The sequence below is a fragment of the Nocardia sp. MDA0666 genome, from assembly GCF_003023875.1.
GTDB lineage: Bacteria > Actinomycetota > Actinomycetes > Mycobacteriales > Mycobacteriaceae > Nocardia > Nocardia aobensis.
This window is the reverse complement of record NZ_PYHT01000009.1, coordinates 77011-93075: the sequence shown is the minus strand read 5'-3', so window position 1 is coordinate 93075 and position 16065 is coordinate 77011. Positions and strand designations below refer to the sequence as shown.

Below are 16065 nucleotides of genomic sequence, written 5' to 3'. Positions count from 1 at the left end.
TCAGGACACGACTTCCGGTGCGGGCGAATCGGATTCGGCGGTGCTCACCCCGGCCTCACCGAAGGTCGACATCTCCGACAGCGCGGCGACGGCCGCGCGCAGCAGCGGCAGCGCGCTCACCGCACCGGAGCCTTCACCGAGCCGCATGTTCAGCTCGACCAGCGGTTCCAGGTCGAGCTTGGCAAGGGCAAGTGGGTGCGCCGGTTCCGTGGACCGATGCCCGGCCACCCACCAGCGCTTCGCACCGGGGGCGAGCATCTCGGCGATGAGCGCGGCGGCGGTGACCACCACACCGTCGAGAATCACCGGCGTGCGCCGGGCGGCGGCCTGAGCGAGATAGCCCGCGGTGGCGGCGAAATCCGCGCCACCGGCGATCCGCAGCAGCGCGAACGGGTCCTGGCGGTGCGGGCGCGCGCGCCACATGGCGTCGCGGATCGCGGAGGCCTTGCGCATCCATCCGGCATCGTCGACGCCGGTGCCGCGGCCGATCGCCACCACCGGTTCGGTATCGGTGAGGGTGGCGATGAGAACCGTTGCGGGCGTGGTGTTCCCGATACCCATATCGCCGGCGATCAGCAGGTCGGCTCCACTGTCGATCTCCTCGTCGGCGATCGCGCGGCCCGCGGCCAGCGCGGCGTACAGTTCGGCTTCGGTGAGGGCGTCCTCGCGGTCGATGGCGCCGCTGGAGCGGCGAATCTTGTGCGTGGACACCGACGGATCGGTGTCGGCGTCCACCGCGATGTCGACCACGCGCACGGTCGCATCGGCCAGTCGTGCCAGCGCGTTCACCGCCGCCCCACCGGCCAGGAAGTTGGCGACCATCTGCGCGGTCACCTCACTCGGATACGCCGACACCCCGTGTCGCGCCACACCGTGATCTCCGGCGAACACCACGACCCGGGCGCGCCGGAACTGATGCGGCGGGCACTCCCCCTGGCACGCCGCCACCCAATTGCCCAGTGTCTCCAACCGGCCCAGCGCCCCCGCCGGTTTGGTCAACTGCAACTGCCGCTGCTCGGCCTCGGCCCGTACGCGCGCATCGGGCGCGGCAACCGGGCCGAATGCCGGTGTGGTGCCATCGAATTCGGCGAGGCCGCGCGGTGTCGAGACCGCCGTCGAGCCGGCGGCAGCAGCCGCGCCCACGTCCGCCACGTCACTCGTCCCGGTCGACGCAGCGGCGCCCTCCGCATCGTGACCGGATGCCAAAGCCCTTTCCGCCGCAGCGGAGTCGGCGAAACCGGAGCCGTGGAAAGGATGTTCGCGGCCCACGGTATCGGCGCTGCCCGAAGCCGAAACCCGTTCCGCCGCACCACCTGCCAGTCCGGCTGCCGCGGCCGCCGCGGAGGCCGTCCCGATCCCGCGTCCGGTGGTAGCGCCGGCAGCTTCCACACCCTTCAGCACGACCGGCACTCCGGCGACGACCAGCACGACCTCGTCGCACACCGCCGCGAGCCGCTGATTCAGCGTCCCGATCTCGTCCTGGAACAGTCGTCCCGACGCGGTCGCCGGCACCACGCCCAGTCCGACCTCCGGGCTCACGATCAGCAGGCGGTCCGCGTAGCCGGTCACCGCCGCGACCAGCGCGTCGATATCGGGGCCGACGGTTCCGCGCGGCGATTCCCAGGCGGCGCGCGCGTCGATGCGGGCGGTCAGCCAGGTGCCGAGGTCGTCGATCAGCGTCACCGGCGCCGGATCACCGAGCACGGTGATCGGATCGCCCTCCACCACATGCCAGGTGCCGGGGCGCCGGACGCGATGGGCGGCAATACGATCGGCGAAGTCCGCGTCGGCGGGATCGGGAACTGCGGTCGCCACATAGCGCACCGGTCCGCTGCCGCCGGCCACCTCCTCGGCATAGGCGGATTTCCCCGAGCGCGCCCCACCGAGCACCAGCGTCCGCAGCCCTCGGCCGCCCGCAGCATCGTTCACCACGTCAGCACGGTACCAATCGGCCCGCACCCGGGCCCTCGCCTACCCGAGCCCACGGCCCCCCGAGCCCGCCGCACATCGCGCCGTTCGAGTCCCGTTCCCCACAGCCGCAACTTCGGAGACCGCGCGACTGGAAGCACACGACAGCCGCCCCCGCCCTTCCGACCGCGCCGCCAATCGAACACGCGACTGTCCGCGAGGAGGCAGGCGATCGTGCCCCCTCGCACGGGACAGCCCGGACTCAGACCGCGTCGCCGGGCGAAACCCGCGGCTTCGGCGCGCGCATACGGCGGATCTGGGAGGCGCGGACGAAGGCGTACCAGCCCAGCGACCAGCTCGAGGTGGTGTCGTCGGGATAGCGCTCGCTCACCCGCTTGTTGATGAGGCGGCCGATCACGAAGCCCTCGGCGACCATGAACAGCATCATCACGATCATCGCGAGGGTGACGTAGGCCTGTATCTGCGGCGTGAGGAACATGGTCAGGATCAGCACCAGCGCCAGCGGCATGAACAGGCCGACCAGGTTGCGCCGGGCGTCGACCAGGTCGCGGACGTAGGCGCGGACCGGGCCGCGGTCGCGCGGCAGCAGATATTTGTCCTCACCGGCGAGCATCCGGGCGCGGCGATCGGCGGCTGCGGCCCGGCGTTCGGCCGAGGCGACCTTGCGTTCCTCGCGGTTGCCGCGGGTGGCCTTGCGCCGGGCGCGGGCCTCCTTGGCGGTCAGCGGCGCGGGCGCAACCGGCCCGCGACGTCTGCCCTGGACATCGCGACGTCTGGGCGTCGGCCGGCCCTTGCCGGCGGTCGGTGCGGGCCGCTGCGCTGCCGTGGCCGTGTCGTCGTCGGTCGCGGCCGACGTGTCGTCGACGTGGTCGTCGGTGGTGCTGGCATCGCCACGGCGCAGGAACTTCACGCCGACCAGGCTATTGGATGGCACACCGGCCTGGAAACACGGTCTCCGCAGACCTGTGTGATCGGTCATACCGCCCATACCGGCAAACCGGCTCCGACCGGGCGGTCTGCACCCCGCGACACACCTCACGGGTGTGGCGATTCGCACGTCCGGCCGCCGACAACCGGCAATTCCGGGGCCCGACGGGCCCGCACCGGCGCGCACAGTGGCAAGATTGGAATAGCCACCCGCGACGTGGCGTTGACAGCTACCGAGCCGTGCGCTGTTCACGGAAACAACGTTCACGGGTAACGAGGGTCTGCGAGGAGACTTCATGACTGTGCAGAACGAGACCACCACCCACGGTGTGATCCTGACCGACGCCGCCGCGTCCAAGGCGAAGGCGCTGCTGGACCAGGAGGGCCGCGACGATCTGGCGCTGCGCATCGCGGTGCAGCCGGGCGGTTGCGCGGGTCTGCGGTACCAGCTGTTCTTCGACGATCGCACTCTCGACGGTGACCTGACCGCCGAGTTCGGCGGGGTCAAGCTCGCCGTCGACCGGATGAGCGCCCCCTACGTCCAGGGTGCGTCCATCGACTTCGTCGACACCATCGAGAAGCAGGGCTTCACGATCGACAACCCGAACGCCACCGGCTCCTGCGCCTGCGGCGACAGCTTCAACTGACGATCTGCACCCGGCGCGGAATCTCTGCGGAGGTTCCGCGCCGTGTCGTGCACACGGTACGGTAAAGCTGATTCCGCCCTCGACAGACAAGGACCGGGCTTCGTGACCATCGCTGTGTCCGCTTCCATCGCGACCGACCATTTGATGCGTTTTCCGGGGAAATTCTCCGACGTCCTGCTTGCCGATCAGTTGCAGCATGTGTCGTTGAGCTTTCTGGTCGACGATCTGGTGATTCGCCGAGGCGGTGTCGGCGGCAACATCGCGTATGCGATGGGTCTGCTGAACGGTAACCCGCTGCTGCTCGGCGCGGTCGGCCCCGATTTCGGTGAGTACCGCGACTGGCTCGAGCGCCACGGCGTCGACTGCTCGGCGGTGCGGATCTCCGAGACCGCGCACACCGCCCGCTTCGTCTGCACCACCGACGAGACGATGGCCCAGATCGCGTCGTTCTATCCCGGCGCGATGAGCGAGGCCCGCGACATCTCGGTCGCCGAGGTGGCCGAAAACCGTTCGCTGGATCTGGTTTTGGTGGGCGCCAACGATCCCGACGCGATGCTGCGCCACACCGAGGAGTGCCGCAAGCTCGGTATCCCGTTCGCCGCGGACCCCTCGCAGCAGCTGGCCCGCCTCGACGGCGATCAGGCGCTCGCCCTGATCGACGGCGCCACATACCTTTTCACCAACGAGTACGAGTGGGGCCTGCTGCTGCAGAAGACCGGCCTGTCCCCCGAGGAGATCGGTCGCCGGGTCGGCATTCGCGTCACCACCCTCGGCGCCAAAGGCGCGCTGATCGTCGACGGCGACGGTGTCGAGGTGAATGTCGAAGTGGTGCCGGAACTTTCGCAGGTCGACCCGACCGGTGTCGGCGACGCGTTCCGAGCCGGCTTCCTCACCGGGCACACCGCCGGACTCAGCCTCCAGCGCTCGGCTCAGCTGGGTTCGCTGACCGCGGTGCTGGTCCTGGAGACCGTGGGCACCCAGGAGTGGTCGCTCGACCGCGACGACGCGCTGCGGCGGTTGCGCGGCGCGTACGGACCGGAGGCGGCGGAGGAACTCGGCGCGCTGCTGAGCTGACGCCGCCCCCGAAGATCCGGGCCATTCGGCGGCCCGCGGCCGTGATGATTCACAACATTGCGTCCGGATGCGCGGAGTTCGCCGGCGAACAATAGGGTGTGCGTATGGGATCCGATCGTTTATATTTTCGTCAGCTGCTGGCGGGCCGGGACTGGGCCGTCGGCGACCCGATCGCCACTCAGATGCGCAATTTCTCGTATCTGATCGGCGATCGCGAGTCCGGCGAATGTGTGGTGGTGGATCCCGCGTACGCAGCGGGTGATCTGGTCGATATCGCCGAGGCCGACGGCCTGCGGCTGACGGGCGTGCTGGCAACTCACCACCACCCCGACCACGTCGGCGGCACGATGATGGGTTTCACCTTACGCGGAGTGAAGGAACTGCTCGAGCGGGTGCAGGTTCCGGTGCACGTGAATCACGAGGAACTGTCCTGGGTCGCCAACGTCACCGGTATCGCCCCGAGCGAGCTGACCGGCCACGACCACGGTGACACTCTCGCCGTCGGCGGCGTCGAGATCGAATTCCTGCACACCCCCGGCCACACGCCGGGCAGCCAGTGCTTCCTGTTCGAGGACCGGCTCGTCGCCGGTGACACGCTGTTCGTCGACGGCTGCGGCCGCACCGACTTCCCCGGCGGCGACTCCGACGCCATGTTCCGCAGCCTGCGCCACCTGGCCGAATTGTCCGGCGACCCGGTCGTCTACCCCGGCCACTGGTACTCCGAAGAACCCAGCGCGGCCCTGTCGTCGGTGCGCGAGAACAACTACGTGATGCGCCCGACCACCCTGGAGCAGTGGCATATGCTCATGCCCGGCTGAGCACACGCACCTGCCCTCCAAGCCCTTTCGCCTTGCGCGAGAGGGCTTTTCGCATTTCCGGCGCAGGTGCAACACCCCGGCGCAGGTTTACCGACGCAGCGTTGGTATCTTACCGACGCACCGTCAGGAAGATGGTGCTGTCCCGCCGCCGGTCCGCCCGGCGGCAGCCGTGAGGAGTTGTCATGTTCCTGGCACTGCGCGAACTGTGGTACGCGCGAGTGAGATTCGGCCTGATGGGCGGCGTGGTCGCGCTCATCTCGATCCTGACCGTGATGCTGTCCGGGCTGTCGTCCGGACTGGTCGACGACGGCGTTTCCGGCCTGCGCGCTCTGCCCGTCGACGCCTTCGCCTTCGCGCACGGCACGAAGACCGACTCGGCGTTCACCCGCAGCACGATCGACACCGCGCAGGTCGCGGCGTGGCGGTCCCGGCCGGACGTGGCCGACGCCGCACCCTTCGGTAATACGCTGGTCAACGCCAAGACCGGCGGTGGGGTCGCGGTCGACTTCGCCCTGTTCGGCGTCGATCCGCAGTCGTTCCTGGCCCCGGATCCGGCGCAAGGCGCACGGCTGGACCGGCCGGACGGCATCGTCGTGAGCGCGACCGCCCTCGACAAGGGTGCGCGACTGGGCGACACCGTCGTGATCGATCGGCTCGGCACCACGTTGACGATCGTCGGTGTGACCGCGGGCAAGCAGACCTTCGGCCACGTCGATGTCGCCTATGTGCCGCTGCATACCTGGCAGCAGATCCATGCCGGGGTGAAACCGGGCGAGCAGGTGCGGGAGCAGGCCTACCGCGAGGCCAGTGCCGTGGCACTGCGTGCGCGGCCGGGTGCGACGGTCGACCTGGCCGCCGGTGACGCGGCGGCGGATACGACCGCCATGACGCGCACCGCCTCCTACGACGCCTCCCCCGGCTTCTCGGCGGAGATGGCGACCATGTCGCTGATCAAGGTGTTCCTCTACGCGATCTCGGCGCTGGTGGTCGGTGCGTTCTTCCTGGTGTGGACCATTCAGCGCGCGGGCGAACTGGCGGTGTTGCGAGCGATCGGCGCACCGACGCGGTTCCTGCTCGCGGACGGACTCACTCAGGCCGTGGTGGTGCTGGTCGGTGCGACCGCCGTCGGAGTGCTGATCGCCGTCGGCGGCAGCCGATTCATTCACGGCATGCCGTTCACCCTCGATCCCGCGGCCATCGCCACCGGCGCCGGCCTGCTGGTGCTGCTCGGTGTGCTGGGCGCTGCCGCCGCCATCGTGCGCGTCACCAGAATCGATCCCCTCGCGGCCCTGGGAGCCAACCGATGAGCCTGTTCACCACACGCAAAGCCGCTGCGGCACAGGACGATACGCGCGACCGCGACCTGACGGGCCTCGAACTCGACGGCGTAGCGCTCACCCTCGGCGACGGCACCGATACGGTGACCGCGCTGGACGACGTTCACCTGTCGGTCGCGCCGGGGGAATTCGTCGCGATCATCGGCCCCTCCGGTTCGGGCAAATCGAGTCTGCTCGCGGTGGCGGGCGGGCTCACCACGCCCGACGCCGGGCGGGTCCGCGTCGGCGGCACCGATCTCATCGCCCTAGGCGCCCGGGCCCGCGCCCGATTCCGTTTGCGCCACATCGGTTTCGTCTTCCAATCGGGCAACCTGCTGCCCGCGCTCACGGCCGCCGATCAACTGCGACTGATCGCCCGGCTCACCGGTGCCCAGCGCGATCCGCAGGAATTGCTCGACGCGGTCGGGATGGGCGCGAAGGCGAATCGGCGTCCGGAGCAACTGTCCGGCGGGGAACGCCAGCGCGTCGGCATCGCCCGCGCACTCATCGGCTCACCGCGCGTCCTGCTGGTCGACGAGCCCACCGCCGCCCTCGATCGCACCCGCAGCGCGGAGGTGGTGGAACTGCTGGCCCGCGAAACCCGCGCGGCGGCGGTCGCCACCGTCATGGTCACCCACGACCACGACATCCTCGACCGCTGCGACCGCGTCCTGCACATGGTCGACGGCCGCCTCACTCCCGAGCGCTGAGCGTGCACCACACCCCGTCACCGCGACGGGGTGTGATAGCACTGTCGCAAGGGTCGGACCGAGACCCGGTCGTGCGAGAAGGAGGTGTCGTGCCGAGAATTCAGGCGGCGACGGTCGCGGAACACCGGCAGGCGCAGCGACGTGCCCTCCTCGACGCCGCCCGCGCGATCCTCTCGGAACAGACCGGTGCGGCGCCCACCCTCGCCGAGGTGGCCGCTCGCGCCGGCCTGGCCCGGCCCAGCGTGTATCAGTATTTCGGCTCGCGAGACGAACTGTTCGAGGCGGTCCTGGCCGACGCACTCCCCCGCTGGAGCGCGCGGATCGCCGAACGCATGGCCGCGGCCGGCGACCCCGGCGGCAAGGTCCTGGCCTATGCGATGGCCAACCTCGAACTGGTCGACGAGGGCGAACACGCAGTGGTCCAAGGGCTTTCGACCCACGTCGCCGCCGATGCCCTCGCCGCCCAGGGCCGCGCCATCCACGACGAACTCCGCACACCGCTGCTCGACGCGCTGACCGAACTCGGCGCACCCGATCCGGCCACCACCGCCGAACTGATCAACGCCGTCGTCCACACCGCCTCCCGCCTGGTGGAAAACCACACTCCCGTCGACACCGTGGCGACGAGCGTCCGAGAGCTACTGAGTCCGTACCTCGTTCACACGGCGGCCGCCACGCGTACACGACCCGGCGCGTAGACCCCTGCCGTCGAGCGCGGCGATCCGGTGATTCCGCCGCGACGGAGCCCGCTCGGGAACGCGAACGCCGCGACGGCGGAAAGGACTGAGCCCCGCACGGATTCGATATTCGCCATGTCCGCGCGCTCGGGCACCGGCGCCGGTTCAGGAGTCCGGATTCCCGCCGCCCGCAGCGGGTTCGGCCCCGTATTCACCCGCAACGTGTGACGGCACACCGGTGTCCGCGCCCTACCGTGATCGTGCGGGACCGCACCCGCGCACCGCCGGACGAGCACAGTGGGGCGAGCGGACCCGAGTCGGCGCAGGCACCAGGGACTGGCGAGGAGTTGACATGGGTGATCTGCTCGTACTGCTGCTTCCGGAAGTGATCGGCCTGATCGTCACCCCGGGCGCCGTCGCGGGATGTGTTGCTGTTGCCACCATCGCACCGAGGGTGGCCTGCGGCAGATCGTCGAGCACGGGTGCGAGGAACAACGCCACCGCGACCGCCAGCACCGCCGTCACGATCGCCGCCAATTGCGTTCGAGCACCGGCGCGTAACGCCACCGCGGTCTGCGAGAACCCACCCGCCGGGGGCAGGGTGTGGAAGAACGAGCCCGCCAGTGACGCCATCCCGTTGGCGAACAGTTCCCGGTTGCTGTCGATCTGAGGTTCACTCGCGCGGCGCACGCCACGCCCCACCGCGACCGTCTCCAGGAACGCCATCATCGAGATGGCCAGCGCACCCGGCAGCAGGTCACCGATATCGCGCAGCCGCGGCACACCCAGCAGCGGTATCCCGGGCGGGACCGGCGAAATCAACGCCACCCCGTGATCGTCGAGATGCGCGAAGGCGACCAGTGCGATTCCGACCACCACCACCAGCGGACCGGGAACGCGCGGCAGCAGTGTCGACCTCGCGTACGGCCCGGTGATACTGGCCGCCGCCAGTATCACCGTCGCCGGATTCGCCGAGCCGAGGTGTTTCAGCGCCGACCACAGCACCCGGAAGAATCCGGTCGCGGCCGGATCGGCGGGCACGCCCAGAAGTTTCGGCAGCTGTCCGGCCGCCACGGTGAGCCCGACGCCGATCTTGATCCCGGTGAGCGTCGCGTCGCTGATGTTCTCGATGATCGCGCCCAGGCGCGCCGGCCGCGCGAGCAGCAGGATCACCCCGACCATCAGGGTCAAGGTCATCAGCGAGGTCTGCGCATCCTCGGATCCGGCGGCGATCCCCGCCCCGACCAGCGTGGATGCGGTCAGGGTCGCGATGGTGGAGGTGGTGCTCACGCTCGCGGTGCGTGACCCGCCCAGCAGCGCGTAGACGACCATCGGCACCATGCAGGTGTAGAGGCCGATCTGCACCGGCAGATCCGCGATGGTCGCGTAGGCCATGGCCTGCGGAATCACCACCGCACCCGCACTGAGCCCGGCCACGATATCGGGCCTCAGCCAGGTGCGGCGATAGCCGGCCAGGGTCGGCGCCACCGTCACACTGCTCATCCGCCCTCCACTCCGCCGCCGCGTGTCAGCGTGCCGCAGGAGGATCGGCGACCACCCGGAAGCCCAGATTCCCGGTCGAGGAGACCGGTTCGCTGCCCTGCCGGGCCGAAACCCGGTAGCGGCGGCAGTAGGACAGGTGGCACAGATACGAGCCGCCCCGCATCACCCGGTCGCGGCCGAGGTCGGGTCCTCTGGGATTCGCTTCGGGACTGTGCCGGTAGTAGTCGGGCGAGAAATAGTCCGAACACCACTCCCACACATTCCCGGTGGTGTTGTAGAGCCCGAAACCGTTGGGGGCGTATGCGTTCACGGGCATCGTGCCCAGATGGGCGCCGGGCGCCGTGCGGGGAAATTCGCCGGTGAAGACGTTCATCCGCCGCTGGCCGTCCGGCTCGAAGTCCTCGCCCCAGGGAAACGGGCCGGTGGATCCGCCGCGCGCGGCATATTCCCATTCGGCCTCGGTGGGCAACCGGGTGCCCGACCACGTGCAGAAGGCTCGCGCGTCCTCCCAGGACACGTGGACCACAGGATGGTCGGCCAGGGTCCCGACATCGGAGTCCGGTCCGAACGGATGCGCCCAGTCCGCGCCCTCCACCTGCCGCCACCACGGGGCGTTCACCACCGCGCGGGTCGGCGGCATATCCGGCGGCAGCAGTCCGGCGAAGACGAACGACCAGCCGTATTTCTCGGCATCGGTGCGGTAGCCGGTGTCGGCGACGAAGGCGGAGAAGTCCGCGTTGGTCACCGCGTACCGGCCGATGGCGAAGGCGTCGACCGTGACCGGGTGGCACGGCCCCTCGCCGTCGCCGGGATACGCCCACCGGCTCTCGTCTCCCATGGTGAAGGTGCCGCCGGGGATCGGAACCAATGCGGAGTCGAACTCCCGGCCGTGGTCTCCCCCGGCCGGGCGACCGATGGCGCCGGTGTCCTCGGCCGAATCGGCGCTCTTTCCCGCTGACGGTGCGCAGCAGGCGTGGTGGGTGCCGGAGTCGGTGCGGTGTGGCATGACTTCCTCTCCCTCACTGTCCGAAATGTCAACGCAGGCAGCGATAGCCGACCGTACGCTGAATCGACCGTACCGCCCGATTCGCCCGGTCGGGGGCGGTATCGGCAACTGGGTGCGCGGGGGCGCGGGACGGCACCGGAATTCACCCCGAGCGGATGAGGCCGGACAGCCGATCGCGGTGCCGCTCTCGCAAGCGGGTTCCACTCCGTGACGCAGACCAGTCTCCGACAGGGGTTCCAGCGATGAGCGATAAGCAGTTCAAGGGCGTCATCAATCTCGACATCCGGGACTCGGTTCCCGATTGGGACGCCTTCCTGGCCGAGAAAGCACCCGACGGCGCACCGAATGTGCTGGTCGTGCTGTACGACGACACCGGATGCGCGGCTTGGTCGCCCTACGGCGGGCGGATCGAGATGCCGACCATGGACCGGCTGGCGCGCGAGGGACTGACCTACAGTCAGTGGCACACCACGGCGCTGTGCTCGCCGACCCGCTCCACCTTCCTCACCGGCCGCAACCATCACCTCAACGGATTCGCCTCGATCTCGGAGACCTCCTCCGGATTCCCCGGCTACAGCTCCCACATCCCGCCGGAGAACGCCTCGATAGCCACCATATTGCGGAAGGCCGGCTGGGGCACCTACTGGGTCGGCAAGAACCACAACATCCCGGTCGACGAATGGACCGCCGGCTCGTCCCGGGAGCGGTGGCCGCTGGGACAGGGCTTCGACCGCTTCTACGGTTTCGTCGGCGGTGAGACCAATCAGTGGTATCCGGACCTGGCCGAGGACAACCTCGAGATGATCGACAAACTCGGCACGCCGGACACCTACAACCACTACCCGACCGGATGGGCGGCCGCGTTCTCCACCCCGTTCAAGATGTTCAAACGGTATTCGTATCAGGGCGGTGTCGCCGATCCCCTGGTCATCTTCTGGCCCAAGGGAATCGAGGCGCGTGGCGAGGTCCGCGACCAATACCACCACTGCACCGATATCGTGCCCGGAACCACCGAAGTTCCGGTGCGAGCCGCGGCCAATACCCACGCGGTGTCGTTCAAGGTGCTGGCGGAGGTGACCACGACGGACGACTCGGAGGGCGTGATCTTCGCCCAGGGTTCACGATTCGGTGGTCACGCCCTGTATTTCAAGGACGGCAAGGTCACCTACACCTACAACTTCCTGGGCATCGCGCCGGAGCAGCAGGTGCGGGCCGACGCACCCGCGCCGGGCCGGCACATCATCGGGATCGACTTCCGGAAGGAACGCCCCGGCGATCACGGCGAATTCTGGGGCACCGCCACGCTGTACATCGACGACAAGGCGGCGGCGCAATCCGAAATCCGCACGCAGCCCGGCCATTTCAGCCTCTGCGGAGAGGGTCTGCGCATCGGCTCGACGTCGGAGATCCGGTCAGCAGCGACTACCACGGTAAATTCGAGTTCAGCGGGGGCGAGATCGCGAAGGTGGTCTTCGATATCGCCGACGACGCCTATGTGGACGTCGAAAAGCATTACGAGGCAGCGCTTTCACGCGATTGACGCACGCTGCGGCGGCGCCCCGGGCCGACCCCGGGGCACCGGCTCTCACGCCAGCGTGCGCAACCAGCCGTGGTTGTCGGCGAACGTGCCGCGCTGGATTCCGGTCAACGTGTCGCGCAGCGCCATGGTGACCTCGCCGGGCTCCCCGCCGCCGATCTCGAATTCACCCTCGGCGGACTGCACCCAGCCGACCGGAGTGATGACCGCGGCGGTGCCGCACGCGAAAACCTCGGTGATCTCACCGGATTCGGCGCCCTTGCGCCATTCCTCGACCGACACCTTGCGTTCCTCGACCGGATAACCGGAGTCGGCGGCCAGGGTCAGCAGACTGTCGCGGGTGATCCCCGGCAGCAGCGACCCCGACAGTTCCGGGGTGACCAACCGGGCCTCGGAACCCGAACCGTAGACGAAGAACAGGTTGTTGGTGCCCATCTCCTCGACGTACTTGCGCTCGCAGGCGTCGAGCCACACGACCTGATCGCAGCCCTTGTCGGTGGCCTGCTGCTGCGCGAGCAGCGAGGATGCGTAGTTGCCGGCCACCTTGGCCTCGCCGGTCCCGCCCGGAGCGGCACGCACGTATTCGGTGGACAGCCACACCCGCACGGGCTTCACGCCACGCGGAAAGTACGCTCCGGCGGGCGAACCCAGCAGCAGGTACTTGTAGCCGGACGCGGGCTTCACGCCCAGCCCCGCCTCGGTGGCGAACATGAACGGCCGCAGATACAGCGACTCCTCACCACCGGCGGCCGGCACCCAGTCCGCGTCGACCTCGAGCAGCTGGCGCACCGATTCGATGAACAGCTCCTCGGGCAGCTCCGCCATCGCCAGCCGCCGCGCCGACCGCTGGAACCGCGCCGCGTTGGCATCGATGCGGAAGGTGGCGATACTGCCGTCGGCCTGCCGATACGCCTTGAGGCCCTCGAAGATGGCCTGACCGTAGTGGAAGACCATCGTCGCCGGATCCAGCGACAGCGGCCCGTACGGCTCGACCCGCGCGTTCGTCCACTGCCCGTCGAGGTAGTCGATCGACACCATATGGTCGGTGAAGTAGCGACCGAACCCGGGCGCCGCCAGAATCTCCGTGCGCCGATCCGCCGGAACCGGGGCGGGATGCGGGGTACGAGTGAACTGTGCAGCGACTGTCATGACCTCGATACTAGAACTGCGGCCCTCGGCGCCGATGCTCGGACCTGCGTCGGGACTCGCCGGCCAGCGGCCAGGAAACCGGACAATCGCGGCGTAATGCCTCCTTGACGGCGTCCGATACGAGTCATTCGCTCCACACTGGCGAGCCCCCTGCCGCCGTCGTGCAGCGCACATACCGGTTACCGGACACCTCACTCCGGAAATGTGATGATTTCCGTCACGTGTCCGAGTCCGCGACCGCCGTTCAGGAGGTGTGCGGTGTGACGAACGGCGGGCGCACCACCTCGGCGCGCAGGCGGCGGCCGCGTACATCGACGGTGACCTCGTCGCCCGGTTCCAGTCCGGCGTCGGTATTCAGCAACGCCAGCGCGATGCCCACCTTGAGACTCGGTGAGAAGGTGCCCGAGGTGGTCTCGCCGACCGTCTCCTCTCCACGCAGCACCGTCTGCCCCTGCCGCAGCACACCGCGATCGAGAGCTTTGAGCCCCAACAGGATTCGCCGTGGACCCGCCGACTTCTCCTGCGTCAGCGCCGCTTTGCCCCAGAACTCCGGCTTCTTCCAGCCGACCGCCCAGCCCGCGCGGGCCTGCACCGGCGAAATCTCCGGCGACAGCTCGTGGCCGTGCAGCGGATAGCCCATCTCGGTGCGCAGGGTGTCGCGCGCACCCAGTCCGGCCGGCTGCCCACCCGCGGCCTCGACCTGCGCCGTCAGCGCGCGGAAGACCGCCTCGGCATCGGCCCAGCGCGGCAGCAGTTCATAGCCGTGCTCGCCGGTGTATCCGGTCCGGCAGACGCGCACCGGACGCCCGTCCCACTCGGCATCGGCGAACGCCATGTACTCCATATCGGTCGGAAGCCCCAGCGCGGCAAGCACTTCGGCCGATTTCGGGCCCTGCACCGCGAAGACCGCGTACTCGCGGTGCTCATCGGTGATCGTGATGCCCTCCGGCGCCGCCTTGCGCAACTGCGCCACCACCGCGGCCGTATTGGCCGCATTCGGCACCAGGAAGATCTCGTCGTCGGAGACGTAGTAGGCGATCAGATCGTCGATCACCCCGCCCTGCTCGGTGCAGCACAGCGTGTACTGCGCCTTCCCGGGCCCGACGCGGCCGAGATCGTTGGTCAGCGCCGCGTTCACGAATGCCGCCGCCCCCGCGCCGCGCACAGTCGCCTTACCGAGGTGGCTCACATCGAAAACACCGACGGTGGTCCGCACGGCGGTGTGCTCGGCGACGGTGCCCGCGTACTGCACCGGCATCTCCCACCCGCCGAACGGAGCGAAGGTCGCGCCCAGCTCCACGTGGACGGCGTGGATGGGGCCCTGCTGCAGCGTCTCGTCGGTCACCCGGCGAGCTTATCGAGCGTCGCGGGGCGATGGTTCACGGCCGGGCCGCCGTGTCGGTCCCGCGCTGCGCACGCCGCGAGCCCGGGAGTCGACGGGCTCGGACAGTCCAGCGCCGACGGGCGCTCCAGGTGTGGGCTCACCCGGACCGGCGCAGTACACCGCTCCCGGCGAGGACCGCCGCTTACGCCGGGTCGCCCTGACGCTCCCCTTCAGGCTCGCCCGCATCCAGCAGTGCGTCGCCGTGAATCTCGATCCACTCGCCGAGCGCGCGCATCGGCCCCTCGACGAGGCTCAGCCCCAGCGGTGTCAGCGCGTATTCGACCCGGGGCGGCGCCTGCGCGTAGCGCTGACGCTCGAGCAGTCCGCGGCCGAGCAGCCGGCGCAATGCCTCGGTGAGCGCCTTGTCGCTGATCCCGCCGATCTCGGCCCGTAATTCGCTGCGCCGGCGCGCCCCGCCGAGCAGTCCGACCAGCACCACCGGATCCCAGGTGTGCGCGAAAAGGTCTGTGGCCGCACGTAATCGGCAGTCGGCGACCAGTTCGCCCGCATGCTCGTCGTAACCGCTCATCCCGTGATGATCACCCATCCGTCGCGCACCGATCGGTGCGTATCGGCTCCCCTACCGTAGCGCCGGATCGACAAGTCGAAGGAGCACACGATGCGGATACGTATCACGATTCTCGGCACCGGCACATTGGCCGAGGCATTGGGCCGCCGATGGGCGCGCGCCGGACACGAGATCACAGTGGCCGGGCGATCGGTGGAGAAGGCCCAGCAACTCGCGCAGCGGCTGGGTGCAGGCACGCGGGCGGTGCCGTTGGCGGAGATTGCGGCGGGCGCGGCGGGCGCACGGGCCGGCGCCGAAGCGGTGCTGCTGGCGGTGGCCTATACCGGCGTGGAGGAAATCTTGCGCGCGGTCGGCGCGCCCGGCGGCGCGCTGTCCGGCCTCACCGTCATCGACGCGACCAATGCGATCGACCACGGCGTCGGCGTGCTGCGTGTGCCGCCGGGGACCTCGCACGCGCAGCGCGTGGCGGAACTCGCGCTGGGCGCCCGGGTCATCAAGGCGTTCCATCTGTTCCCGAGCGAACAATGGGCCGTGGCCGAATCCGCAGATGCCGGAACGACTCACCTACCACCGTCGGTCACGATCTGCGGCGACGACCCGGCCGCGCTGGAGATCACCGAACAACTGGTCCGCGACGTCGGCGCCGAACCGGTGGTGCTGGGTGGTCTGGATCGCGCACGTCAACTGGAGGAGGCCGCCGGATTCGTCATCTCGCTGGCCTTCTCCGGTGTGGACCCCAGCCGGGCGGTGCCGGCCATGCCGACCCAGTAGTTCCATGCGCGCGGAGGTTGTGCGGTTCCGGCGTCACGGCGCCGGGCTCGCGCACCGGGATCCACAGCAACCGGCCACACGGCGCGCA

General features: G+C 69.4%; 14 protein-coding genes and 1 pseudogene. 8 read left to right on the top strand and 7 right to left on the bottom strand.

The window, feature by feature from the left end:
• Together cobT and C8258_RS15330 are read right to left on the bottom strand one after the other, a co-directional pair.
• Complete coding sequence (gene cobT / locus C8258_RS15335) at positions 1 to 1932, bottom strand: nicotinate-nucleotide--dimethylbenzimidazole phosphoribosyltransferase (protein WP_106955763.1); 1932 nt, start codon at positions 1930 to 1932, stop codon at positions 1 to 3.
• Between the two features lie 238 nt (positions 1933 to 2170).
• The gene (locus tag C8258_RS15330) at positions 2171 to 2839 is read right to left on the bottom strand and encodes a DUF3043 domain-containing protein (protein ID WP_233225107.1); all 669 of its coding nucleotides are present in this window, start codon (positions 2837 to 2839) and stop codon (positions 2171 to 2173) included.
• A 313-nt stretch (positions 2840 to 3152) separates the two neighbouring features.
• On the opposite strand from C8258_RS15330, the gene C8258_RS15325 reads away from it, so the two are divergent.
• The 6 genes from C8258_RS15325 (at position 3153) to C8258_RS15300 (ending at position 8119) form a co-directional block, all read left to right on the top strand.
• Positions 3153 to 3503, top strand: coding sequence for an iron-sulfur cluster assembly accessory protein (locus C8258_RS15325; RefSeq protein ID WP_036500157.1), 351 nt, complete (start codon positions 3153 to 3155; stop codon positions 3501 to 3503).
• A gap of 102 nt (positions 3504 to 3605) precedes the next feature.
• A complete protein-coding gene (locus tag C8258_RS15320; protein ID WP_106955762.1) occupies positions 3606 to 4577 on the top strand; it encodes a carbohydrate kinase family protein in 972 nt (323 codons plus the stop codon).
• Positions 4578 to 4681: 104 nt separating this feature from the next.
• A complete protein-coding gene (locus tag C8258_RS15315) occupies positions 4682 to 5395 on the top strand; it encodes an MBL fold metallo-hydrolase (protein ID WP_030514790.1) in 714 nt (237 codons plus the stop codon).
• A 182-nt stretch (positions 5396 to 5577) separates the two neighbouring features.
• Positions 5578 to 6702 carry an FtsX-like permease family protein gene (locus C8258_RS15310; RefSeq protein WP_106955761.1) on the top strand — a complete coding sequence of 375 codons (1125 nt, stop codon included), beginning with the start codon at positions 5578 to 5580 and terminating at the stop codon, positions 6700 to 6702.
• Positions 6699 to 7421: an ABC transporter ATP-binding protein gene (locus C8258_RS15305; RefSeq protein WP_106955760.1), complete on the top strand. Its 723-nt coding sequence runs from the start codon at positions 6699 to 6701 to the stop codon at positions 7419 to 7421. Before C8258_RS15310 ends, C8258_RS15305 begins: the two co-directional genes overlap by 4 nt.
• An 89-nt stretch (positions 7422 to 7510) precedes the next feature.
• Positions 7511 to 8119, top strand: a complete 609-nt coding sequence (locus C8258_RS15300; RefSeq protein ID WP_106955759.1) for a TetR/AcrR family transcriptional regulator — start codon at positions 7511 to 7513, stop codon at positions 8117 to 8119.
• Positions 8120 to 8347: 228 nt separating this feature from the next.
• Here the strand turns inward: C8258_RS15300 and C8258_RS15295 are convergent, their stop codons facing one another.
• Positions 8348 to 9601 (bottom strand): SulP family inorganic anion transporter, encoded by a 1254-nt coding sequence (locus C8258_RS15295; RefSeq protein WP_233225106.1) that lies wholly within the window; start codon positions 9599 to 9601, stop codon positions 8348 to 8350.
• A 25-nt stretch (positions 9602 to 9626) separates the two neighbouring features.
• On the bottom strand, positions 9627 to 10607 hold the full coding sequence (locus tag C8258_RS15290; RefSeq protein WP_106955758.1) for a formylglycine-generating enzyme family protein: 981 nt from the start codon (positions 10605 to 10607) through the stop codon (positions 9627 to 9629).
• A gap of 242 nt (positions 10608 to 10849) precedes the next feature.
• On the opposite strand from C8258_RS15290, the pseudogene C8258_RS15285 reads away from it, so the two are divergent.
• A pseudogene (locus C8258_RS15285) lies at positions 10850 to 11887 on the top strand (sulfatase-like hydrolase/transferase); the annotation flags it as partial.
• Between the two features lie 305 nt (positions 11888 to 12192).
• Here the strand turns inward: C8258_RS15285 and C8258_RS15280 are convergent.
• From C8258_RS15280 to C8258_RS15270, 3 genes are all read right to left on the bottom strand, one after another.
• A complete protein-coding gene (locus C8258_RS15280; RefSeq protein ID WP_036500139.1) occupies positions 12193 to 13293 on the bottom strand; it encodes a branched-chain amino acid aminotransferase in 1101 nt (366 codons plus the stop codon).
• A 244-nt stretch (positions 13294 to 13537) separates the two neighbouring features.
• Positions 13538 to 14638: a glycine cleavage system aminomethyltransferase GcvT gene (gcvT, locus tag C8258_RS15275; RefSeq protein ID WP_106955757.1), complete on the bottom strand. Its 1101-nt coding sequence runs from the start codon at positions 14636 to 14638 to the stop codon at positions 13538 to 13540.
• 181 nt (positions 14639 to 14819) lie between these two features.
• A complete protein-coding gene (locus tag C8258_RS15270) occupies positions 14820 to 15206 on the bottom strand; it encodes a helix-turn-helix domain-containing protein (protein ID WP_199195714.1) in 387 nt (128 codons plus the stop codon).
• A gap of 90 nt (positions 15207 to 15296) precedes the next feature.
• On the opposite strand from C8258_RS15270, the gene C8258_RS15265 reads away from it, so the two are divergent.
• Entirely contained in the window at positions 15297 to 15977 is a 681-nt protein-coding gene (locus C8258_RS15265) for an NADPH-dependent F420 reductase (RefSeq protein WP_106955755.1), read from the top strand.
• Positions 15978 to 16065: the final 88 nt, after the last annotated feature.